Annotated in this window: 21 protein-coding genes; 12 read left to right on the top strand and 9 right to left on the bottom strand. The window is 56.8% G+C overall.

The window, feature by feature from the left end; translation table 11 throughout:
- Positions 1-25 precede the first annotated feature (25 nt).
- From ACU6HM_RS13695 to ACU6HM_RS13655, 9 genes are all read left to right on the top strand, one after another.
- Positions 26-1,762, top strand: a complete 1,737-nt coding sequence (locus tag ACU6HM_RS13695) for a proline--tRNA ligase (protein ID WP_009454889.1) — start codon at positions 26-28, stop codon at positions 1,760-1,762.
- A 66-nt stretch (positions 1,763-1,828) separates the two neighbouring features.
- Positions 1,829-2,254, top strand: coding sequence for a tol-pal system-associated acyl-CoA thioesterase (ybgC, locus tag ACU6HM_RS13690; protein ID WP_003805592.1), 426 nt, complete (start codon positions 1,829-1,831; stop codon positions 2,252-2,254).
- A gap of 2 nt (positions 2,255-2,256) precedes the next feature.
- The gene (tolQ, locus tag ACU6HM_RS13685) at positions 2,257-2,931 is read left to right on the top strand and encodes a protein TolQ (protein ID WP_009454887.1); all 675 of its coding nucleotides are present in this window, start codon (positions 2,257-2,259) and stop codon (positions 2,929-2,931) included.
- Positions 2,931-3,377 (top strand): protein TolR, encoded by a 447-nt coding sequence (gene tolR / locus ACU6HM_RS13680; protein WP_009454886.1) that lies wholly within the window; start codon positions 2,931-2,933, stop codon positions 3,375-3,377. The genes tolQ and tolR overlap by 1 nt, the downstream gene beginning before the upstream one ends.
- A 50-nt stretch (positions 3,378-3,427) precedes the next feature.
- Positions 3,428-4,546, top strand: a complete 1,119-nt coding sequence (gene tolA, locus ACU6HM_RS13675) for a cell envelope integrity protein TolA (protein WP_022983210.1) — start codon at positions 3,428-3,430, stop codon at positions 4,544-4,546.
- A gap of 15 nt (positions 4,547-4,561) precedes the next feature.
- On the top strand, positions 4,562-5,872 hold the full coding sequence (tolB, locus tag ACU6HM_RS13670; RefSeq protein ID WP_026485498.1) for a Tol-Pal system beta propeller repeat protein TolB: 1,311 nt from the start codon (positions 4,562-4,564) through the stop codon (positions 5,870-5,872).
- A gap of 34 nt (positions 5,873-5,906) precedes the next feature.
- The gene (pal, locus tag ACU6HM_RS13665) at positions 5,907-6,410 is read left to right on the top strand and encodes a peptidoglycan-associated lipoprotein Pal (RefSeq protein WP_009454878.1); all 504 of its coding nucleotides are present in this window, start codon (positions 5,907-5,909) and stop codon (positions 6,408-6,410) included.
- Between the two features lie 216 nt (positions 6,411-6,626).
- Complete coding sequence (gene ybgF, locus ACU6HM_RS13660) at positions 6,627-7,316, top strand: tol-pal system protein YbgF (protein ID WP_446763943.1); 690 nt, start codon at positions 6,627-6,629, stop codon at positions 7,314-7,316.
- 90 nt (positions 7,317-7,406) lie between these two features.
- Positions 7,407-8,213: an alpha/beta fold hydrolase gene (locus ACU6HM_RS13655; protein WP_250756026.1), complete on the top strand. Its 807-nt coding sequence runs from the start codon at positions 7,407-7,409 to the stop codon at positions 8,211-8,213.
- 66 nt (positions 8,214-8,279) lie between these two features.
- Here the strand turns inward: ACU6HM_RS13655 and ACU6HM_RS13650 are convergent, their stop codons facing one another.
- Complete coding sequence (locus tag ACU6HM_RS13650) at positions 8,280-8,771, bottom strand: copper chaperone PCu(A)C (RefSeq protein ID WP_009454874.1); 492 nt, start codon at positions 8,769-8,771, stop codon at positions 8,280-8,282.
- Positions 8,772-8,916: 145 nt separating this feature from the next.
- Here ACU6HM_RS13650 and ACU6HM_RS13645 point away from each other — a divergent pair, with 145 nt between their 5' ends.
- Both ACU6HM_RS13645 and ACU6HM_RS13640 read left to right on the top strand, forming a co-directional pair.
- Positions 8,917-9,354, top strand: coding sequence for a PaaI family thioesterase (locus tag ACU6HM_RS13645; protein WP_035273402.1), 438 nt, complete (start codon positions 8,917-8,919; stop codon positions 9,352-9,354).
- A gap of 3 nt (positions 9,355-9,357) precedes the next feature.
- Complete coding sequence (locus tag ACU6HM_RS13640) at positions 9,358-10,764, top strand: MATE family efflux transporter (protein WP_009454864.1); 1,407 nt, start codon at positions 9,358-9,360, stop codon at positions 10,762-10,764.
- 230 nt (positions 10,765-10,994) lie between these two features.
- Here ACU6HM_RS13640 and ACU6HM_RS13635 read toward each other — a convergent pair whose 3' ends face one another.
- The 8 genes from ACU6HM_RS13635 to ACU6HM_RS13600 form a co-directional block, all read right to left on the bottom strand.
- Positions 10,995-12,074, bottom strand: coding sequence for a BMP family ABC transporter substrate-binding protein (locus ACU6HM_RS13635; protein ID WP_009454862.1), 1,080 nt, complete (start codon positions 12,072-12,074; stop codon positions 10,995-10,997).
- A gap of 24 nt (positions 12,075-12,098) precedes the next feature.
- Positions 12,099-13,016 carry an ABC transporter permease gene (locus ACU6HM_RS13630; protein WP_009454860.1) on the bottom strand — a complete coding sequence of 306 codons (918 nt, stop codon included), beginning with the start codon at positions 13,014-13,016 and terminating at the stop codon, positions 12,099-12,101.
- Positions 13,016-14,077 carry an ABC transporter permease gene (locus ACU6HM_RS13625; protein WP_009454858.1) on the bottom strand — a complete coding sequence of 354 codons (1,062 nt, stop codon included), beginning with the start codon at positions 14,075-14,077 and terminating at the stop codon, positions 13,016-13,018. Before ACU6HM_RS13625 ends, ACU6HM_RS13630 begins: the two co-directional genes overlap by 1 nt.
- Positions 14,064-15,650 (bottom strand): ABC transporter ATP-binding protein, encoded by a 1,587-nt coding sequence (locus ACU6HM_RS13620; protein WP_080748106.1) that lies wholly within the window; start codon positions 15,648-15,650, stop codon positions 14,064-14,066. Before ACU6HM_RS13620 ends, ACU6HM_RS13625 begins: the two co-directional genes overlap by 14 nt.
- 86 nt (positions 15,651-15,736) lie before the next feature.
- A complete protein-coding gene (locus tag ACU6HM_RS13615; RefSeq protein ID WP_009454854.1) occupies positions 15,737-15,928 on the bottom strand; it encodes a YqaE/Pmp3 family membrane protein in 192 nt (63 codons plus the stop codon).
- Positions 15,929-16,062: 134 nt separating this feature from the next.
- Positions 16,063-17,049: a diaminopimelate dehydrogenase gene (locus ACU6HM_RS13610; RefSeq protein WP_446763942.1), complete on the bottom strand. Its 987-nt coding sequence runs from the start codon at positions 17,047-17,049 to the stop codon at positions 16,063-16,065.
- 63 nt (positions 17,050-17,112) lie between these two features.
- Positions 17,113-17,748, bottom strand: coding sequence for a leucine efflux protein LeuE (gene leuE / locus ACU6HM_RS13605; protein ID WP_026485490.1), 636 nt, complete (start codon positions 17,746-17,748; stop codon positions 17,113-17,115).
- A gap of 146 nt (positions 17,749-17,894) precedes the next feature.
- Positions 17,895-19,418: an acetyl-CoA hydrolase/transferase family protein gene (locus ACU6HM_RS13600; RefSeq protein ID WP_336974633.1), complete on the bottom strand. Its 1,524-nt coding sequence runs from the start codon at positions 19,416-19,418 to the stop codon at positions 17,895-17,897.
- Positions 19,419-19,681: 263 nt separating this feature from the next.
- On the opposite strand from ACU6HM_RS13600, the gene ACU6HM_RS13595 reads away from it, so the two are divergent.
- On the top strand, positions 19,682-20,590 hold the full coding sequence (locus ACU6HM_RS13595) for a LysR family transcriptional regulator (RefSeq protein WP_088452294.1): 909 nt from the start codon (positions 19,682-19,684) through the stop codon (positions 20,588-20,590).
- Positions 20,591-21,667 lie beyond the last annotated feature (1,077 nt).

The following is a 21,667-nucleotide window of genomic DNA, read 5'->3' as shown; positions in this document are numbered from 1 at the left end:
ATACGTACCTGACGAGTTCCCTACCATGCATGCTAGCCAGTATCACATTAATACCCTGAAAGAAGCACCTACCGAGGCCGAAGTTGCCAGCCACCAGCTCATGACGCGCGCCGGCATGATCCGTAAAGCCGCCGGCGGTATCTATACCTATATGCCGATGGGCCTGCGCGTGCTGCGCAAGATTGAAAACATCATCCGTCAGGAAATGGACCGCTCCGGCGCCATTGAGCTGCTGATGCCAGTCGTCCAGCCTGCCGAACTCTGGGTAGAGTCGGGCCGTTGGGAAAAATATGGTGACGAACTGCTGCGAATCAAGGATCGCCACCAGCGCGACTTCGTGCTGCAGCCTACCTCCGAAGAAGTGATCACGGACATTGCCCGCAACGAAATCCACAGTTGGCGCCAGTTGCCCATCAACTTCTACCACATTCAAACCAAATTCCGTGACGAGCGCCGTCCCCGCTTTGGCTTGATGCGTGGCCGCGAGTTCACCATGAAGGATGCTTACTCCTTCGACCGCAATGCCGAAGACGCCCAAGCCAGCTACGACAATATGTACGACGCCTACATGCGCATCTTTGGGCGCCTGGGCTTGAACTTCCGTGCCGTGGCCGCTGATACCGGTTCCATTGGCGGTTCGCGCAGCCATGAATTCCAGGTGATTGCCGATACCGGCGAAGACTTGCTGGTGTACAACCCTGACACCGACTACGCTGCCAATATCGAGCTGGCTCCCGCCCCTTGCCTGCTGGCCGAGCGTGCCGCTCCTGGCCAAGCCCTGGTCAAGACCGCCACGCCTGATGCCCCCAAGTGTGAACTGGTGGCCCAATTCCTGGGATGTGACCTGAGCCAAACCGTCAAGTCGGTTGTGCTGGCAACGGACCTCGAAGAAGACGGCAAGACCAAGAGCACCGTCCACCTGCTGCTGGTTCGTGGCGACCATGAAGTCAACGACATCAAGGTTTCCAAGCTGGCCGGCTTTGAAAAAGGCCACCGTCTGGCCACGGAAGAGGAAATTGTGGCCACCTTTGGCTGCAAGCCCGGTTATCTAGGTCCGATCGGCACCCGTCAGCCTGTGCAAGTGATTGCCGACCTGACCGTAGCCAACATGAGCGACTTTGTGTGCGGTGCCAACGAAGAAGGCTTCCACTACACGGGCGTGAACTGGGGTCGTGACCTGCCCGAGCCCATCAAGGCAGACCTGCGCAACGTGGTTCACGGCGACCCAGCCCCCGAAGGCGGCAAGCTGGCCATCCAGCGCGGCATTGAAGTGGGTCACGTTTTCTTCCTGGGCGATGTCTACTCCAAGAAGCTGAACGCCACCTTTTTGGAAACTGATGGTAAACCGGCTGTCATGCAAATGGGTTGTTATGGCATTGGCGTCAGCCGTATTGCCGCTGCTGCCATTGAACAAAACCACGACGAACGCGGCATGATCTGGCCTCGTGCCCTAGCTCCTTTCGAAGTGGTGATCTGCCCGATCGGCTTTACCAAAAGCGATGCTGTGCGTCAGACTGCTACTGATCTGTACACCCAGCTCAAAGAGCAAGGTGTGGATGTCATTCTGGACGACCGCGACGCCCGCCCCGGCATCATGTTTGCCGACTGGGAGCTGATTGGTGTGCCACTGCGCATTACCATTGGCGAGCGCGGCCTGAAAGAAGGCCTGGTTGAAATGCAGGCACGCCGTGATGCCAGCAGCACCAACGTGCCGGTGGACCAGATTGCCCAGGTCAGCCTGGAGCGTTTGGCCACGCTGTAAGGACTCCAAGCAGGGCTGGCCGTGCGCCATGCCCTGCCCGTCAACATAAACTCTTTTACGAACGACATGCTTAATGACAAGTGGGACACCCAGGCTCGGCTTGATATTCGCGTATATTACGAAGACACCGACGCTGGGGGGATCGTATATTACGCCAACTACCTGAAATTCTTTGAGCGTGCGCGCACAGAATGGCTCAGGAACCTGGGCGTAAACCAATCCGATGTGGCCGAGCAGAATCAACGCCTGTTCGTAGTCAAGAAGGTTGAAATACAATATCTCAAACCTGCCCGGCTCGATGATTTGATCTCGGTGCGCAGCCGCATTACCCAGCTGGGTTCGGCTACCATCCATTTCGAACAAGGTGCCCTGCGAGGTGGGGAACTGTTATGCCAAAGCACCATCCAAATTGTTTGCGTTGACGCCAACACGCTTCGTCCAAGCAAGCTGGACTCTGATTTACGTACCCTCTTGGAAAAGGTTCAGGACTGACCATGCAAGCTACTAGCGACCTGTCGCTGATTTCGCTACTTCTCGATGCCAGTATTCCCGTTCAGCTCGTCATGCTGATTCTGTTGGGAATATCGATTCTCTCGTGGGCCTATATTTTCAGTAAACGGGCTGCACTTAAACGCACGCTGGAACAGACCCGCCGCTTTGAGGACGACTTCTGGGCAGGTGGCGATCTAGCCGTGCTTCAGCAATCCATTTCCTCGCGTCGTGCCGAACACGGTGCACTGGCCCGTATTTTTGAAGCCGGCATGACCGAATTCATCAAGGCCCGTCGCAGCCAAAGCTCGGGCCCAGCCCTGCTGGACGGTCCACGCCGTGCCATGCGCGCCAGCTACCAGCGCGAAATGGACACACTGGAAACACACCTGAACTTCCTGGCCTCTGCCGGTTCGGTCAGCCCTTACATCGGGCTGCTGGGTACTGTCTGGGGGATCATGCACGCCTTTATCGGTTTGTCCGGCATGCAGCAGGCCACACTGGCCTCGGTGGCTCCCGGTATTGCCGAAGCCCTGATCGCCACAGCTATCGGTCTGTTTGCCGCTATCCCTGCCGTGGTTGCCTACAACCGCTTTACCAACGAGCTCGATCGTATCTCGATCCGCTTTGACAGCTTTATCGACGAATTCCTGAACATCTTGCAGCGGCAGGTGAACTGATGCCATCGATGCGTGGAAGCACCGGCCGTCACGGCCGGCGCATGAAAAATGAAATCAACGTCGTCCCTTATATCGACGTGATGCTGGTGCTGCTGGTGATCTTCATGGTCACCGCTCCCATGATTACCCCCGGACTGGTGGAATTGCCTTCAGTAGGCCAAGCCTCCGAAGTGCCTGCCAAGCCGGTGGAAATCCAGGTTGATAAGGACGGCAAACTGGCCATTCGCTTGCGCGATGCGGGCTCCGAGTTCATGAACATCGAAAAGTCCACACTGCTCAATGAAGTGCGCTCGCGTATGCAGGCCGACAGCCCGGTTGTCATTGCCGCCGATGGCAAGGTTCCCTACGAGACCGTCATGGGCTTGATGGATGAACTGCGCTCCAATGGCATCAACCGCCTGGGTCTGATCGTCGATCGCAACAGCGATCCTGACGCTCGCAAATAACCTCTGGCCGGATAGCGTGCTCGCCGTCCGGCGCGAAAAACCTGAACTGAATGAAGCACAGAACACGCAATACCCGCAATCAGGCGCTGCGCTCGCCTGAGCAAAAGGAAGATCGGCGCGGCTTGCTCATCGCCCTGGGTCTGCACGGGCTGTTGCTGCTCGCCATTTTGGCGGGAGCCCTTTTTTCTGCACCCAAGACACCCAATGCGGTGCAGGTCGAATTGTGGATGGACGGTGTCGCACCCGATGCGGCCATCAATGCTGATCCCGAAGCCCCCGAGGCCGAACCCGAGCCGCAGCCTGAGCCTGAGCCGGCTCCAGAGCCAGAACCCAAGCCCGAGCCCAAACCTGAACCTCCTCCGGCTCCCAAGCCGCCTCCAGAGCCTGAAAAGGTCACCCCTCCTGCTGAACCTGAGGTTGATCCCGAGATCGCCCTGGAGCAGGCTCGCAAGGAACGCGAGAAAAAAGAGCGTGAAGAAAAGCTGGAACAGGAACGCAAGGAAAAACAGCGTCAGGACAAGCTAGCCGCTGAACGTCGCGAACGCGAACAAAAGGAAAAGCAGGAACAGGAACGCAAGGAAAAAGCTGAAGCTGAAGCAAAAGCCAAGGCAGAAGCAGAGCGCAAGGCTAAAGCAGAAGCCGACGCAAAAGCCAAGGCCGATGCCGAACGCAAGGCTAAAGCCGATGCAGAAGCCAAAGCCAAGGCGGATGCCGAAGCTAAAGCCAAAGCAGACGCGGAACGTAAAGCCCGTGCCGAGGCCGCCGCCAAAGCCCGTGCCGATGCCGAGCGCAAGGCCAAGGAAGAAGCATTCCGCCGAGCCATGCGTGAAGGTGCCCCCGGACGTGCCGGTGGTACAGCAGACCGCAACCAGGCCGGTGGCGGTGGTGGTGATGGTGGCTATGCCGCCAAGGTGCGCGCTTGCGTGCAGCCTGGCGTGGTCTACAGCACCCCTGCCCGCTCTGAAGTACGTGGCAACCCTGCACTGCAGTACCGCGTGGACCTGAATGCCGATGGCACGCCTAACCGCGTTCAAATCAAACGATCGTCCGGCATCGCGCAGTTCGATGATGCCGTATCCAAGGGTCTTGCCCGTTGCAGCCCTTTCCCCAAACCGCCTAGCGGGCAGTATCCATCGTATATTGATGGCGAATACCGCATGTTCGATTAATCAGGAGATTGCATAATGACCGCCGCTACCCCAGCCCTGGCGACCTTAGGTCGTCATTGGCGCGCCACGGCCACTGGAGCGTTTGCCCTGGCCGCTGGCATGTTCGCCAGCCAACCGGCCCAGGCCCAACTGCGGGTCGATATATCGGGTGTGGGTGCTACCCAGTACCCCATCGCGATCGCCGATTTTGCTGACAACCCAGCCAGCCAATCGCTAGCTGAAGTTATCCGTGCCGACCTGACCCGTTCGGGTCAATTCCAATTGATCAATGCCACCGGTGCTGGACTGAATGCAGAAAGCACGATTGCCTACGACGAATGGCGCAATCGCGGTGCCGATTACCTGGCTTATGGTTCAGTTGCCCAGACCGGTGGCCAATATTCCATCAGCTATCGCCTGGTGGATTCGGTCCGTCAAACACAGCTGGATGGGGTGGCTTTTGCGGGCAGTGAAAAAGAACTGCGCCGTATTTCTCACCAGATTGCAGACCGGATTTATGAAAAAATTACCGGCGTGCGCGGTGTTTTTTCGACTCGACTGGCCTACGTGTTGCAAACAGGCAACAATTACGAGTTACAAATTGCTGACGCGGATGGGCAAAATCCGCAAGTAATGTTGCGTTCTCGACACTCAATCATCTCCCCAGCCTGGTCTCCTGACGGTAAAAAACTGGCTTATGTGAGCTTCGAAAACGACAAACCTGTTGTATATGTGCAAACTTTGGCCACCGGTCACCGCGAACCGTTAGCTAATTTCAAGGGTAATAACAGTAGTCCCGCATGGGCTCCTAACGGCAATCAGGTCGCTGTTGTGCTCTCCAGAGACGGTATTTCGCAGATTTACACGCTAAATACGGACGGCTCCGGATTGCGCCGCGTGATGCGTTCTCCCTTGATCGATACTGAACCAAGTTTTACGCCCGATGGCAACTCCCTTGTATTTGTGAGCGATCGTGGTGGTGCTCCCAATATTTACAAAGTAAGTCTGGGTGGTGACGATGCACAGCGCATTACCTTCAACGGGAGTTACAATATTTCACCGGAGGTCTCTGCAGACGGTACTAGGCTTGTATACGTCACACGCAGAAACGGTGCTTTCCGAATTGCCACTCAAGATATGGCATCAGGAGCTGAGCAACTGCTGACGACAGGTCCCGACGATCAGTCTCCGAGTTTCGCCCCTAATGGGATGCAGATCTTATATAGTTCTGTTCAGGGGGGCCGCAGTGTCCTAGCTGTGACATCCGTGGATGGTCGCGTTCGTCAGACCCTCTCGTCTTTGAATGGCAAAGTACGCGAACCCACCTGGGGACCATTTACCAACTGACATCCTGTGTGACTCTTTTTCAAAAGGAATTCAAATGAGCTCGCGCATTCTTAAAAGTCTTACCCTCGCCGTTATGGCTGCCGCCCTTGCTGCTTGCAGCTCGGTTCCTCTGGATCAATCTGGCTCCGGTTCAACCGGCGGTACAGGATCGGACTCTGCCAGCGCAGGCCAGATCATGGACCCCTTCAACCCTCAAAGCCCACTGGCACAACAACGCTCGGTGTTCTTTGACTACGACAGCTACGTGGTTAACGACCAGTACCGTGGCCTGGTAGAAATGCACGCTTCTTACCTGAGCAGCCATCCTCAGCAAACCGTACGCATCGAAGGTAATACCGACGAGCGTGGTGGTGCCGAGTACAACCTGGCTCTGGGTCAGCGTCGTTCCGACGCCGTGGCACGCATGCTGGGTCTGCTGGGCGTAAGCAACAGCCAGATCGAAGCTGTGAGCTTTGGTAAAGAGCGTCCAAAAGCATTGGGTAACACCGAAGCTGATTACGCTGAAAACCGTCGCGCAGACATCGTTTACCAACGATAATTTCTGCATCGACCAAGTGGTTCCGACGCCGTGGCGGTTGTTAACGCCGCGGCGTTTTTTATCGGCGCTGTGCCCGATCCACTGAAAATTCGTTATGCTGGACAGCGGGCTCGCCAGGCCGGCAAAAAGCCCCCAGATCACAGCCCCCAACAGAGGGGAAACCGGCGGGTGAGGAGCCTGCGCATTGCGGATGCACATTTTTTAACGGACTTCACTATGCACGCTTATAAAAAGCCTTTTCGTCTCGCGACCGTTGCCCTGTTCGCTACGGCCGCCCTGTTCGCCAGCCTGCCGGCCAAGGCCTTTGCCGATGACGAGGCCCGACGCGCCATTTTGGAGCTGCGGCAGCAAATTCGTCAGATGAACGAGCAAAACACCCAGGCTCGCCTGCAATTGGCTGATCAAATTGATACCCTGCGCTCCGAGGTGGTGTCGCTGCGCGGCCAGGTAGAGAAACTGAGCTGGCAAGCCAGCGGCCAAGGCCAGGCCAATAGCCCGGCTCCCGGCCAGCAAAGCCCTCATGCCGCTGACCCACAAGAACAAGCCGTCTTTGATAGTGCCATGGACGCTTACCGCGCTGGCCAATACAAGCCCGCCGCCGATGCCTTTGCCGGTTTTCTGGCCGCCTACCCGTCCAGCGTTCTGGCTGACGAAGTGCGCTTTTACGAAGGCAGCAGCCTGTACGCGATCAAAAGCTTCAAGACCTCCATTCAGAAACTCCAGGCTTTTGTGAAGGCCTCCCCACAAAGCCCACGCGCGGCTGATGCCATGATGGTGACAGCCTCCAGCCAGATCGAACTGAACGATCTGAGCGGTGCCAAAACCACCTTGCAGCGTATCGTCAAGGACTACCCACAATCCGAGGCAGCCGAGACCGCGCGCAGCCGCTTGAAATTGCTGGAATAATCACCCAGCGCGCAATGCCACAAGGACCGGGTTCAGACCCGGTCTGTTTTTTTCAGGTGGCCCATCCTTGCCTGACCTCTACTGCTTGCCATGACAAACCCTTTTGCCGACTTCTCCACACTTGAACTGACCGCGCAAGGCTATCGCCACACCTTTGTGGATCAGGGACAAGGCGCACCCGTTTTGCTGATCCACGGTTCCCTGTGCGACTGGCGCTACTGGCGCTGGCAGATCCCCGCCTTTGCTACCCAGTATCGGGTTCTGGCTCCCAGCCTGCGCTCCTACTGGCCCGGAGCACCCAGCCCCGGCCACTTCAATACGGCGCAACACGCCCAGGACTTGCAGGCCTTGCTGGATCAGCATATTCCTGATGAGAAAGTGCATATCGTGGGGCACTCTCGCGGTGGTCATGTTGCCCTGCTACTGGCTCAAAGAATGCCCGAGCAGGTGGCCAGCCTGACTCTGGCAGATCCCGGCTTTCCGACTCCCGGTGCCTACTCCTATGCCCCCTTGTTCCAGCAAGTGGCCGAACGCCTGGAACAGGGTGACCGCGATGGTGCCATGGCTCTGTTCGTAGATACGGTCAATGGCTCGGGGACGTGGAAGCAAATGACACGCTGGTTCCGCGAGATGATTCAGGACAACGCCCACACCATGTTGGATCAGCAGCAAGAGCCCAATCAAGGTCCGGACCTGGAGTGGCTCAAGCAGATGAAGGCACCCTTAAGCTTCATCACGGGTGAAAACAGCCCCACACGCTATCACCACTGCATGGACATCATTCGTCAGCACCGACGCGAGGATCAGATGCACCGCATCCCGCTGGCTGCCCACGGTATGAATCTGGCCAATCCCAAGGCGTTCAACCAGGCGGTGCTGGACGCGCTGCAAGCCTGAAGCCCAATGCAAAACTGACCGCATGCAGCGGCCAGCTCCCGGTCTCTATCCAAACGCTAATTACGTTTAATAAGCCTGTGTCTTGGCAGGTCGCAACTCGCACTCGGCCTGGACCTGAGTATCGTCCGACAGATGAATGCTCAAGATGATGCGCTCCCCCAGGGCCAAGTCTTCTTTGGCCTGACCCAGCATCACGTGGAAAGCCCCCGGCTTGAGGCTCAATACTCCCCCTGCCGGGATCTCCACCTCGGAGACATGCGACATGCGCGCCATCCCCTCGCTCTCGCTAGTTTGATGCAACATCACATGCCCAAAGGACAATGAGCTGGCTCCTGTCACGGCTACGGACTGCTCACCCTTGTTCTCCAGTTCCAGATAGGCGGCGGAAGGTGTGGGCTCGGGCATCATGCGCACCCAGCATTGGCTGGCATGGACCTGCGTGCTCAAGGCGCGTACCGGTTCGGGCGTGCCATGACCATGGCCTCCATGCCCCTGTGCCATCACGGTGCCGGTTGATGCCAGCAAACTCAAGGCAAACACAATTGCGCTGCGTTTCATGATGCTCCTCGCTTCTTGTTGATCGATTGGAATGGGTCCAGCCCTGAACAGCCGGGCGCCGAACTACCCCGATACGCGGGACGATCTGATACAGTACCAGCCAGTATGCCCTTCTTACAACGGCCTTCTTTTCAGTGACGACGTCATGACCAGCACACACTCTGCACCCGAGCCTAAAATCGATATTGTTCAGTTTCGTGATCTTCTGGAGCGTCTGCATCCCTTTGCCGCCGTTTTGGGTATTGATGTTGTCCACATAGGCCACGACAACGCCTGTTTGCGCTTGCCCGAGCGCAATGCCCACCAGCGCATGGGCGGCATGGTGGCAGGCCCCATGCTGATGGGGCTGGCTGATCTGGCCTTGTATGCCGCTGTAGTCGGAGCCACGGGCAACCCCGATGCTGTCACCTCCAGCCTGACCATCAATTTCCTGCGCAAGGCCCCTCCCGGCGATATTCTGGCTCATGCCCGGATTCACAAGACCGGCCGTACCTGCGCGGGCGATGTGCTGCTGGAACCGGCCAACGGTGGCCCGGCTGTCGCACAAGTTATCAGCACCTGGTCCCTGCCTCGCGCCAAATAAACCATGTTTGCAAAGTCTCAAACTACCAGCCCGAGCCAGCTCTGGCTGGCGGAGCTGCAATCCTCCCTGCGATTGGGCGGCCCCCTGATTCTGACCAACCTGGCTCAAGTCAGCCTGTTGGCAACCAACCTGATTTACATGGGCCGACTGGGTCCTGATGAGCTGGCTGCCGGTTCACTGTCCGCCAGTCTGTATCAGGCCTTCATGATTTTCAGCATGGGGCTGGTGTCCGCTGTCGTTCCCATGCTGGCCACAACGCTGGGCCGACGACTGCGCAATGTACGCGAATCCCAGCAAATCATCCGTCACGGCTTTCTGACGGCCTTACTGATTACCCTGCCTGCCTGGATTGTGTTGTGGAATGCCGAGCATATCTTGCTGATGATGGGCCAGGACCCCGTTGTCGCGGCGCGCTCGGTCACCTATATGCACACCCTGCAATGGGCTTTGCTGCCCTATCTGGGTTACATCGTGCTGCGCTCCTTCTTGGCCGCCATGGAAAAGCCGGGATGGACTTTGGCGGTGGCCGTCATCGCGATCGGTATCAATGCCGTGCTGGGCTGGCTCCTGGTCTTTGGCAATCTGGGCATGCCCGCCATGGGACTGGCAGGCGCAGGTCTGGCCACTACCTTGTCCAGCTTCTTCATGTTCGCAGGTTTGAGCTGGGTGGTACTGCGGGATCCGCGCTTCCGACGCTACTACCTGTTCAACGATGCCTGGCAGTGGAGTGTGAAGCGTCTGTGGAAAATGTGGGCGCTGGGCATCCCCATTGCGATTACCTTCACCCTGGAGACCCTGGTGTTTTACGCCGCCGTCATGATGATGGGCGTACTGGGGCAATCTGATCTGGCCGCACACGCGATTGCCATGCAGATCTGCTCGGTGTCCTACATGATTCCTTTGGGCTTCAGTCAGGTTGCCACCATCCGTGTGGGGCTGGCCGCAGGCCGGGTCGATCCTTTGGGTGCCCGCCGTGCCGGCTGGATTTCCTACATTCTGGGGGTAGGCTTCATGGGACTGGCGGCTCTGGTATTCTGGTTCGCCCCCTTGACCCTGATTGGCCTGTTTCTGGATCTGGATGTCGCCGAAAACCAGACCGTTATTCAGTTGGCCATTACCTTCCTGGCGCTGGCCGCGCTGTTTCAGATCAGTGATGGTGCCCAGGCCGTGGCTGCAGGGATGCTACGCGGCCTGCATGACACGCGCATACCCATGCTGCTGGCCTTGCTAGGGTATTGGGTGCTGGGCGTTCCTACGGGCTCTTTGCTGGCCTTCCAGTTCAATATGGGCGGGATGGGAATCTGGATCGGGCTGGTGACAGGTTTGTCTGTAGTTGCCGTGCTGATGACGCTGCGCTGGATGCGGGCATCGACACGCTTGGGCCGCAAGCGGCCTGCACAGGCAGCATAGTTCTGAGGTCGGTTCCATAGATCAATTTTGCATGGCGACTCTGTATTGCAGCTCTGTGCGTCAGCCTTGTCTTCCTGAACGGATGACAAACCAGACCCGAAGCAAACACCGAACAAGCTCAGACTTTACCCAAGCTACAGCGTGAAAAGCTACACACGCCACCTACAACAAAGCCCCTTGTCGGACTTTCCGACAAGGGGCTTTTGTTTATCTACAGACTGCAGGGCAGCTTATTGCTTGGGCAGTTTGCTGGCCACGCCTTCCACGTAGTAATCCATGCGGTTCAAGGCATCGTCATCCAGGAAACCGGACTCCAGACGCACCTTGCCATCGTTGTCCTTGATAGGAGCGGCAAAAGGTTGCAGTGTGCCAGCCACGATCTCGGCCTGTTTGGCCAGAACGAACTCTTTCACATCAGCAGGCACTTCAGGACCGAAGCCTTCCAAAGCAGCCATACCGGACTTCAGGCCACCCCAGGTGCTGTCGTTCTGCCATTTGCCATCCAGAACTTCAGTGGCTTTGCGAGTGAAGTAATCACCCCAGTGGTGGGTCACGGCAGCCAGTTGGGCTTTAGGACCGAACTTGCTCATGTCGGAGTGGTAGGCAATCGCGTACTTGCCAGCTTCTTCAGCCGCTTGCACGGTGGCGGTGGAGTCGGTGTGGTGAGTCACCACATCGGCGCCCTGACCCAGCAGCGTGACCGCTGCGTCACGCTCTTTACCTGGGTCGTACCAGCTATTGGCCCAAACCACGCGCACTTGGGCTTCGGGGTTCACGCTCTTCAAACCGATGGCAAAGGCGTTGATGCCTTGCAGCACTTCAGGAATGGGGTGAGCACCCACGTAACCGACCACATTGGACTTGGTCATCTTGCCGGCCAATACGCCAGCCAGGTAACGGGACTCGTAGAAACGGGCGTTGGTGGTGGCCACGTTAGGAGCCGTCTTGTAGCCGGTGGAGTGCACGAACTTCACGTCCGGAAACTGCTTGGCCACTTTCTGCGTCTGGTTCATGTAACCAAACGAGGTTGTGAAGATCAGCTTGTTGCCTTGCTGGGCCAGATCGCGAATGACGCGCTCTGCGTCAGCACCTTCAGGCACGTTTTCCACGTACTGAGTGACCACGCGGCCTTTCAGGGCCTCTTCCATTTCACGACGGCCAATGTCTTGCTGCCAGGTCCAACCGGCTTCACCGATGGGGCTGACATACACAAAACCGATTTTCAGGGGTTCTTGATCGTTTGCCTGAGCGGACACAGGCAAGGCGGCCAGGGGGGAAGCGATGGCAGCGGCCAAAAGAGCCTTGCGCATAAAGTTTCCAGTCATGTCAGTCCTCTAGTTGTTGGGATTGAAGTTTTTGCCAAGCGATGCAGGCATATTCAACCTGATCCAGTTAGCGTTTCGGGAAATTAAAACCAGCACAATAATCGTGGCCAGATACGGCATCATGGCCAGCAATTGCGAGGCTACCGGAACACCCAGAGCCTGCGCATGATAGGTCAGGATCGTGACCCCACCAAACAAGTAAGCGCCCAGCATGACGCGCCAGGGACGCCAGGTTGCAAACGTCGTCAGCGCCAACGCAATCCAGCCGCGCCCGGCAACCATATTCTCGACCCACATGGGCGTGTAAACCAGGCAGATGAAAGCACCGGCCAGACCGCAGCAGGCACCACCAAACATCAAGGCACCCAGGCGAATGTAGCGCACGTTGTAGCCCAGCGAGTGCGCCGAGGCAGGCGATTCACCCACCGCGCGCAGCACCAGACCGGAGCGGGTACGAGTCAGGAACCAGGCCACGGCAATACACAGCACCCAGGACACATAGACCATGTAATGCTGCTGGAAAAAAGCAGGCCCGATCAGGGGAATATCTTTCAGTACGGGTATAGAGAGCTTGGTCACGACCAGGGAGTTGCCGGTAAAGGGCAAGCCAATATAGGCCGAGGCCCCTACCCCGAATAAGGACAGGGCCAAACCACAAGCCACCTGATTCGCGCCCAGCCAGACGGTCAGCCAGGCAAAGGCGGCTGCCATGACCATGCCAACCACCGCGCCCAGCACAAAACCCAAAGCAGGGCTGCCGGTTTGCACGGCCACCGCAAAGCCCACAATGGCCGCCATCAGCATCATGCCTTCCGAGCCCAGATTGATGACGCCCGACTTTTCATTAATCAGCAAACCCAAGGCTGCCAGGAGCAAAGGGGTGCCTGCGTTGATGGTTGCGGCGAGCAAAGGTGCAATCGCGTCCATTACTTTCTCCAGACCAAACGCTTGGTGATGAGCACGTCACAAGCCAACAAGGAAAACAAGAGGATGCCCTGGAAAATGCCGGTAATCGCATTGGGCAAGCCCAAACGACTTTGGGCCAATTCCCCACCGATATAGAGCAAGGACATCACAAAAGAGGAAAAAATCAGTCCCAGCGGGTGCAGTCGCCCCACAAAGGCCACAATAATGGCCGCAAAACCATAGCCGGGAGATATCGAAGGGGTCAGTTGCCCAACCGGGCCCATGACTTCTGCTGCACCAGCCAGACCGGCCAAGGCCCCCGAAATCAGCAAGGAACTCCACAAGGCTTTACGGGAGGAAAAACCGGCGTAACGAGCAGCCAATGGGGCCATACCCCCCACGCGCAAGCGGAAACCGGCCATGCTGCGTGTCAGGAAAAGCCAGGCCGCCACCGACGCAATCACTGCCAGCACAATACCGCTATGCAAGCGCGTGCCGGGCAAGACCGCGGGCAACAAAAAGCCGTCCGAGAACAGGCTGGACTGCGGGAAACCAAAACCATCGGGATCGCGCAAGGCACCGTGCACCAGATAGCTGAGCAAGTGCTGAGCCACATAGACCAGCATCAGGGAAACCAGAATCTCGTTGGCATTGAAGCGATCTTTCAGGAAAGCCACGATAGCAGCCCAGGCCATGCCGCCCAGCATGCCGCAGGCCAAAGCCACGGTAATCAGGAAAAAACCACCGTTATCGCCATCGTCCACGTGCAGAATAAAGGCCCCGGCTGCCAAGGCGCCCATCACCAACTGCCCTTCCGCCCCGATATTGAAAATATTGGCTCTGAAACAGATGGCCAGACCGACCGAGATCAGCAGCAAGGGCACCAGTTTGACGCCCACCTCAGCCCAACCATTCAGATCACGCAAAGGCTCCAGAAAAAATACGTTCAAGCCCGCCAGAGGATTCTTGCCCAGCGACCAGAACAAGGTTCCGGCGACCACCATGGTCAGCAAGACAGCCAGCAAAGGGGAGCACCAGGCCATCAAGGTAGAGGGCGTGGCACGAGTCTCAAGCCTGAGCATGTTCACCCTCCTCCCACAAACCGCTCATCCATTGCCCAATCTGATCAACACTGGCTTGCGCCACGGGAATAGAGGGAGACATACGACCTTTGGAGATAACAATCAGGCGATCGGCAATCGCAAACAATTCATCCAGCTCTTCAGAGATGACCAGCAAGGCACAGCCCGCATCGCGCAGGGCCAGCAGCTCGGCGTGGATCTGGGCGGCAGCCCCTACGTCCACACCCCAGGTGGGCTGGGCAATGACCAGAATGCGCGGCTGACGGGTGACTTCACGGCCAATAATGTACTTTTGCAGGTTCCCGCCTGACAGGCTGTTGGCAGCGGCCTGCTCGTTGGAAGTCTTGACGCGGAAACGCTTGATAATCCCGCCTGCCAGACGGCGAATGCTGGGAAAACGCAGAAAACCGCGCTTCACCGTTTCCGGGTTCTGATGAGACAGCAGCAGGTTCTGAGCCAATGACAATTCCGGCACAGCACCGCGTCCCAAGCGTTCTTCAGGTACGAAGCCCATGCCCTGATCTCGTCGCCAAGCCGCATCGCGTTGGGCAATCGCCTGACCATCCAGCAAAATCATGTCTGCCCGTGCGCGGGTATCTTCACCTGACAAGGCAGCCAGCAACTCCTGCTGACCATTACCGGAAATACCCGCCACCCCCAGAATTTCGCCCTGGTGCAGATCAAAACTGACATCCTGCAATTCACAGGCAAAAGGATGGGATTTGCTTAACTGCAGATTACGCACCTGCAAGAGCGTCCCGCCTTGTTGCATGCTGCGTTCACCCAGAGACTGAGGCTCGGCACCAATCATCAGGCGCGACAGGCTGGCCGTGGTTTCTTCGCGAGGGTCGCAATAGCCGGTGACCTTGCCCATACGCATGACCGTACAGGCATTGCACAGCTCACGGATTTCATCGAGCTTGTGGCTGATATAGACAATGCTGCAACCCTCAGCAGCCAGTTGACGCAAAGTGCCAAACAAGCGGCGTACTGCCTGCGGGGTCAATACCGAGGTTGGCTCATCCAGAATCAGCAGCTTTGGCTTGCCCAGCAAGGCACGCACAATTTCAACCCGCTGGCACTCGCCCACGGACAAAGTATGGATATGACGTTGGGGGTCCAGATCCAGACCATATTGACTGGCCGTTTCACTAATTCGACCAGCCAGCTCCTGCATATTGGTCGAAGCAGGCAAGCCCAATGCAATGTTTTCCGTGACAGTCAGGGTGTCAAACAAGGAAAAATGCTGGAACACCATACCGATGCCCAACTGTCGGGCCGCCGCCGGACTACTGATCTGGACGGGCTGGCCGTCCCACAGAATCTGGCCCTGGTCGGGTTTGACCACACCGTAGATGATCTTCATCAAGGTGGATTTACCCGCGCCATTCTCCCCCAGCACGGCATGAATCTGCCCCGGCAGGATAGAGAGGGAAATATTGTCGTTGGCTACCACCGCCGGATAGGCCTTGGTGATATTGCGAAGTTCCAGGCGTGGCACAGCCTTGGGGTCTACGGATACCGTTTGCTCACCGGACTCAGAAGAATGGCCCACGGGAGACGATAGGGTCATGGCTGTATCAGCAAAAAAGTATAAAACGCCCGAGCAAGCGCATCATGGCCTGCTCAGACGTGCAAAAAGGAAGGAAAACCTAGGGCTTAACGCTTGCCCAGGGCTTGTTCAATTTTCTTGTCAGTTTTGTATTGGCTAAGAGAATATACCGCCCAAATAGCGGCCGGTATCCATCCAATGACGGTCAACTGCAGAATCAGGCAAATAATGCCCGCTACAGGTCGACCGATCGTGAAAAAGACCAACCAGGGCAGAAGCAGTGCGATCAATAAGCGCATGAGAACACTCAATGTAGTGAGGAATGGGCGCTATTTTACCCTTTATTGACCCACTGAATCATTTGTGCACAAACCAGCAAGACCTGCGGCCCGACTCAGGCAAGCTGAGCCGGGCCGCAGCCTGAAACCAGGATTTACAGCAATTCTTTGCGTAATTGCGCAGGCGATTTAGGCGACAACAGGCCAGGGGCCACGTCCAGCACGGACTGGGCACCGATTTGACCTTGCTGGTTCATGCGGTAAGCCGCACGCGCGTAGGCAACCAGCACACTGGAGGTAAATTCCGGGTTGCTGCCCAGGTTCAAGGCGTATTCAACCACTTGTTGCGAACCCACGCCGGACTGACCGCTACGAATCACAAAACCACCGTGAGGCATTGCCGCGTGATCGCGTGCCAGGGTTTCAGCGTCAATAAAATTAACTTCCGTGTCGTAGTCCGCGAAGTAATCGGGCATGGTCACAATGGCTTCACGTACGGCGTCGGCGCTGGCGCCCTCTTCCAGGACCACAAAGCACTGACGCTTGTGTTTTTCACGGGTGCTCAGCTCGGGCTGCTCCCCGTTGCGCACACGCTGTACCGCTGCTTCGATAGGCAAGGTGTATTGCACACCACCGGCTACACCGACCACACGGCGGATGGCATCGGAGTGACCTTGACTCAAGCCTTTGCCCCAGAAGGTGTACGTTTGGCCAACAGGCAAGACACACTCGCCATACAAGCGATTCAGCGAAAACAGGCCTGGATCCCAACCCACCGCGATCAAGGCGGTCGTGCCTGCGCCTTTGGCGGCGGCATCCACGGCTTCGTAGTACTCAGGGATACGGGCGTGGGTATCAAAGCTGTCTACCGTCGTGAACCAGCGGGCCAAGGCCGGGCCTTGTTCGGGCAGGTCATTTTTAGAGCCACCACAGAGAATCAGCACGTCAATATCATTGCGGTACTGTTCGATCTGGTCCAGGGCGCGCACGGGCACGCCTGCACTTTGCAGACGCAGGGAAGCAGGGTCACGACGAGTAAAAACGCTGACCAGCTCCATGTCCGGGTTTTGTGCCAGGGCCAGCTCTACGCCTCGCCCTAAATTGCCGTAACCTGCAATACCGACACGGATTTTGCTACTCATGGTGTTTTCCTTAAAACTGATAAATAAGTGCTGTCAGAACTGCTGCGCTCTGAAGCAACTGGCTTAGTCGCTGATCATACGGGCGGCAAAGCCCATGAACAGCAGCCCCACCGAGCCATTGCCCATCCGGGACAGACGCTGATGGCGTCGGAAAATTCCTGCCAGGCGATCTCCGCCAAAAATCAGCAAAGACAAATAACAAATGCTGATCAGTTCCACCACCAGGCCCAGCAACATAAAGGCCAGGCCCGTGTGACCTTTGGACGGGTCCACAAATTGCACGAAGAAGGACAGGAAGAACAAGATGGCCTTGGGGTTCAACAAACTCAGGAGCAAGGCCTTGCGAAAGCGGGTTTCGTGACGCAAACGCGTGTCCACAGACTGAACCGGGCCACCTTGCCTGAAGGCCGACTGTAAAAGCCGCACACCCAAATACAGCAAATAGGCCGCACCCAGCCAGCGTATGCCCATATACAACATGGGCAGCGTCTTGAGCAGCGAGGCAGCGCCCAGGGCCGTCAGCGTCATCAAAATACCGTCACCCACGACCACGCCCAAGGCTGCTTTATAGCCTTCGCGCACGCCATGTCCGGCGCCACTGGCCAGGACGTATAAAGAATTGGGTCCGGGCAAAAGCACGATAAACACCGTACCCACCACAAAGGCCCAGAAATTGACAATACCGATTTGTTCGAACACGCCGGCCTCGCTAAACGCAGCAGAATCCGCAATTTTAGCGCTAAAAAAATGCCCCTGGCACGGGTGGAATGCCAGGGGCGATCAGGTCAATTTGTAAGGTCTGCGCTGCCGGACTGACTCGGCTACGCATTACCAGACCTGATGGACTACGCAGTCGCAAGTTCCTGGGTCTGGAATTGCTCCTGTTTCATGGTGCCTGCTTGCTGGAAACGAACGTGCCAGGACAAGGCCTCTTCCAGGATGTGGGGCGTGTGGCCACCACGTTTGCTGGCGCGCTCAAGATAGTCCAGCAAAGCAGGACGGTAGTCGGGGTGGGCACATTTTTCGATGATGACGCGGGCACGTTCACGAGGAGCCAAACCGCGCAAATCAGCCAGGCCCCATTCGGAGACCAGCACGGCCACATCATGCTCGCAGTGGTCTACGTGCGACACCATAGGCACCACACTGGAGATGGCGCCGTCCTTGGCGACGGACTTGCTGACAAAAATGGACAGGTGCGCATTACGGGCGAAGTCGCCGGAACCGCCAATGCCATTCATCATGTGGGTGCCACAGACGTGCGTGGAGTTCACGTTGCCATAGATATCAAATTCCAGGGCGGTGTTGATCGCAATAATGCCCAAGCGACGCACCAATTCTGGGTGATTACTGATTTCCTGTGGACGCAGCACCAGCTTGTCGCGGTAGTTTTCCAGGCCTTCCAGGAACTGCGCCATCTTGGGGGCAGACAGCGTCAAGGACGAAGCCGAGGCAAAGCTCAACTGGCCGGAGTCCAACATGGCAATCGCGCTGTCCTGCAAGACTTCCGAGTACATCTTCAGGTCGGTGAAGGGAGAATCCAGCAGGCCGTAAGTCACGGCATTGGCAATCGTACCGATTCCCACCTGCAAGGGCAGCAAGGAGTGGCTCATACGGCCAGCGTCTACTTCGCCTTTCAGGAATTCAATAATGTGACCGGCAATTGCCTGGGTTTCTTCATCAGGTGGCAGCACGCTGGAGGGGCTGTCCAAAGCGTCGGTCACCACAATACCCACGATGCGGGAAGGATCCACCTGAATGGCGGTGGTACCAATACGCTGGTCCACATCCGTCAGTTCAATAGGCTGACGGTTGGGGCGAGCCTCGGGCACATAGATATCGTGCAAGCCTTCCATTTCCACTGGCATGCTCAGGTTCAGCTCAACAATGATTTGTTTGGCTTGCTGGGCAAAGCTGGCCGAGTTGCCTACCGAGGTCGTCGGCACAATTGCGCCAGTTTCTGTAATGGCAACCGCTTCAATGACAGCGATGTCGATGGCAGGCAGGTTGCCCGAACGCATGTGCTCCACCGTCAGGGACAAGTGCTGATCGGTAAACAGGACCTTGCCTTCATTAATATGACGGCGCAGCACCGAGTCCACTTGAAACGGCGAGCGGCGGGCCAGCACACCGGCCTCGGCCATCATGCCGTCGCTATCATTACCCAGCGAAGCGCCGGTAACCACATTCAGTTTTAATTGCTCGGTCTGGGCGCGCTCGGCCAAGGCACGAGGCATGACCTTACAGTCCCCTGCACGGGTAAAACCGCTCATCCCGACATTCATCCCGTCTTTGAAGAAGGCGACTGCCTCCTGAGCGGTCATGACTTTGCCTTCCAATTCGGGGGAACGAATGCGATCCTTGAACATCGTGTGCTCCTGTCTCTGTGTCATTGATCTACCTGTTGTTGCTTTCGGAAGGAGCCAGGGCCGAAAGCGCCAGGCGAAATCTTCACGCAACAGAACGACATCACGCTTTAAAAATAGGGGCTGTACAAGCCGGAGATAAAAAGCCGAAATCGCCCTGACAACAGGCGTTTATGTTTTTTGAACAAAGCCAGCATAGCATCGCCATAATGAATAAAATAACTCCCAGGAAGTCGTAAAAGTCATAGATAAAAGGCCTGCCAATCATGGACATCCGATCCTTGCGATACTTCATTGAAACCGTTAAACATCAAAGCTTTACGCAAGCTGCGCAGAGCCTGAACGTGACGCAATCGACCATCAGCAAGATGGTGAAGCAGCTGGAAGATGAGCTGGGCGAGCCCCTGCTGATTCGTGATCACCGTCAATTACAGCTGACTGATTGTGGCAAGGTGGTGCTGGAGCGGGGGCAGGAAGTTCTGCAGAGCATGCAGGGCTTGCTGCGAGAGGTTCACGAAGTTCAGGCCTTGCAACGCGGCCGCCTGGATCTGGGTATTCCGCCCATGATTAATGTGCTGTTTACGGAAGTGCTCAAGACTTTCAAAAACCGGCATCCGCAGATCGAGTTGATTCTGCATGAAGAAACCGGCATGGGGATTGAGCGCATGGTTGCGGCGGGCACGGTTGAAATGGGGCTGAGTATTCTGCCTTTGGGGCCGGAGCTGAATGTATCGGCTACCCCCGTGGCCAAGCATGCGGTTTGGGCGATTGGCCATAAAGATACGCTGGCCGGTGCGCAAAAGAAGATCAAGCTACGGGAGTTGGAAAAGCATCCTTTGATTTTCCTGGGCGAAGACTATGCCCTGACCCGTATGTTGCGGCGTGCTTTCGCCCACGCGGGCTTGCGGGCGAATATTGCTGCCCAGAGCAATCAATGGGATTGGGTGGCTTCCATGGCACAGGCGGGAATGGGAGTCGCTTTGTTGCCCCAGCCGTTTCTTTCTCGGCTGGAACCGGGGGATTGGATTGCCAAAGAAGTGGTGGAACCGGCATTGAACTGGGAAGTGGCGCTACTGTGGAATGGGCGGTATCTGTCGCAGGCGGCCAGAGCATGGCTACAGGTCTGTGCGGATGTATTGGGCGGGAACTGGCCTGAGCTTGAAGGAGATTTATAGCAGGACTATTTATTAGCCCTTGAATACTCATCGTGTACTCGACACTAGGCCAAGGCCGGCCCAATCGCATTGAATTGCCATGTACATGCAGGAGCATGTCTTTCTTATGTGACGTCGCTTCGGTTTGGAAGAGCCTGGATTAATGCATAGGCAATCTCTGTAAAGCACCACTGCTGCGGCCTGCGGGGGCGCCGGGCTTGACCACTTGCCGACGCTGCGCGTCGGTACCCTTGTCAGAAAGACAGGACGGGCGCATTCTGAACTCGCGCGATAGCTCGTCCCCCGGACGAGCTATAAGCGTCGCGCTCAAACAGCAGAATGCTTGCATCCCGTCCTGTCTTTCTGCCCGCGGCAAGTAGTCTGAATCGCCCCGCGCCCCCGCAGGCCGCAGCAGTGGTTTATAGCGTCAGCAAGCATCAAGCCAACTTCTAAGCCTGAGACGGTGTATGCAGTGAGGAAGTATTTACTATGTAGAGCTGAATCACAAATCAGCATCAGCACATTCAAATTAGAGCAAGATGATCATGATTGGCCACTGCATCAAAAAATATGTGGACGGGTAGGTGCTTAGTTGCCAGACAAGCAGATCGACTAACAAGTAAACACGAAGAAATAAATGGACAAACAGCCAAATAGGCAAGCAGACAGGAAGGAAGGTAGGTAGACCAACAGAAAACAAGAAACCCCGCCAATTTAGCGTCCATCAACAGCTAGTTGGCAGGATCATGACCATCTGCTCAGGACACATCACAAACCGCCAGTTGTCTCCACATGGAACATAGGAAATCAAACACCTCTTTTGTTCCACATCCCTGCCAATTTCTCGTACATGAAACGACTGAAAAATCGCGCCATCTCATGCATCGAGCCGCTCAAGCCGTCTGCCCCTGCCTCGGGGCGATTCAGACTGCTTGCCGCAGGCTGTTCTGGAATCCGGGATGCAAGCCCTGTGCTGTTCGAGCGGGACGCTTGTACTTGGTCCGGGGGACCAAGTACCCCGGGAGTTCACAGGGCGCCCGGATTCCAGAACAGACAAGGGTACCGGTGCGTAGCACCGGCAAGTAGTCAAGCCCCGAG

The sequence above is a fragment of the Alcaligenes sp. RM2 genome, from assembly GCF_052931795.1.
This window is presented reverse-complemented; position numbering and strand designations above follow the sequence as displayed.

What these genes read in the sequence shown, in the direction of transcription:
- ACU6HM_RS13695 (WP_009454889.1), top strand. Translation starts at nt 26, where the DNA reads ATGCATGCTAGCCAGTATCACATTAATACCCTGAAAGAAGCACCTACC.
- ybgC (WP_003805592.1), top strand. Translation starts at nt 1,829, where the DNA reads ATGCTTAATGACAAGTGGGACACCCAGGCTCGGCTTGATATTCGCGTA.
- tolQ (WP_009454887.1), top strand. Translation starts at nt 2,257, where the DNA reads ATGCAAGCTACTAGCGACCTGTCGCTGATTTCGCTACTTCTCGATGCC.
- tolR (WP_009454886.1), top strand. Translation starts at nt 2,931, where the DNA reads ATGCCATCGATGCGTGGAAGCACCGGCCGTCACGGCCGGCGCATGAAA.
- tolA (WP_022983210.1), top strand. Translation starts at nt 3,428, where the DNA reads ATGAAGCACAGAACACGCAATACCCGCAATCAGGCGCTGCGCTCGCCT.
- tolB (WP_026485498.1), top strand. Translation starts at nt 4,562, where the DNA reads ATGACCGCCGCTACCCCAGCCCTGGCGACCTTAGGTCGTCATTGGCGC.
- pal (WP_009454878.1), top strand. Translation starts at nt 5,907, where the DNA reads ATGAGCTCGCGCATTCTTAAAAGTCTTACCCTCGCCGTTATGGCTGCC.
- ybgF (WP_446763943.1), top strand. Translation starts at nt 6,627, where the DNA reads ATGCACGCTTATAAAAAGCCTTTTCGTCTCGCGACCGTTGCCCTGTTC.
- ACU6HM_RS13655 (WP_250756026.1), top strand. Translation starts at nt 7,407, where the DNA reads ATGACAAACCCTTTTGCCGACTTCTCCACACTTGAACTGACCGCGCAA.
- ACU6HM_RS13650 (WP_009454874.1), bottom strand. Translation starts at nt 8,771, where the DNA reads ATGAAACGCAGCGCAATTGTGTTTGCCTTGAGTTTGCTGGCATCAACC.
- ACU6HM_RS13645 (WP_035273402.1), top strand. Translation starts at nt 8,917, where the DNA reads ATGACCAGCACACACTCTGCACCCGAGCCTAAAATCGATATTGTTCAG.
- ACU6HM_RS13640 (WP_009454864.1), top strand. Translation starts at nt 9,358, where the DNA reads ATGTTTGCAAAGTCTCAAACTACCAGCCCGAGCCAGCTCTGGCTGGCG.
- ACU6HM_RS13635 (WP_009454862.1), bottom strand. Translation starts at nt 12,074, where the DNA reads ATGCGCAAGGCTCTTTTGGCCGCTGCCATCGCTTCCCCCCTGGCCGCC.
- ACU6HM_RS13630 (WP_009454860.1), bottom strand. Translation starts at nt 13,016, where the DNA reads ATGGACGCGATTGCACCTTTGCTCGCCGCAACCATCAACGCAGGCACC.
- ACU6HM_RS13625 (WP_009454858.1), bottom strand. Translation starts at nt 14,077, where the DNA reads ATGCTCAGGCTTGAGACTCGTGCCACGCCCTCTACCTTGATGGCCTGG.
- ACU6HM_RS13620 (WP_080748106.1), bottom strand. Translation starts at nt 15,650, where the DNA reads ATGACCCTATCGTCTCCCGTGGGCCATTCTTCTGAGTCCGGTGAGCAA.
- ACU6HM_RS13615 (WP_009454854.1), bottom strand. Translation starts at nt 15,928, where the DNA reads ATGCGCTTATTGATCGCACTGCTTCTGCCCTGGTTGGTCTTTTTCACG.
- ACU6HM_RS13610 (WP_446763942.1), bottom strand. Translation starts at nt 17,049, where the DNA reads ATGAGTAGCAAAATCCGTGTCGGTATTGCAGGTTACGGCAATTTAGGG.
- ACU6HM_RS13600 (WP_336974633.1), bottom strand. Translation starts at nt 19,418, where the DNA reads ATGTTCAAGGATCGCATTCGTTCCCCCGAATTGGAAGGCAAAGTCATG.
- ACU6HM_RS13595 (WP_088452294.1), top strand. Translation starts at nt 19,682, where the DNA reads ATGGACATCCGATCCTTGCGATACTTCATTGAAACCGTTAAACATCAA.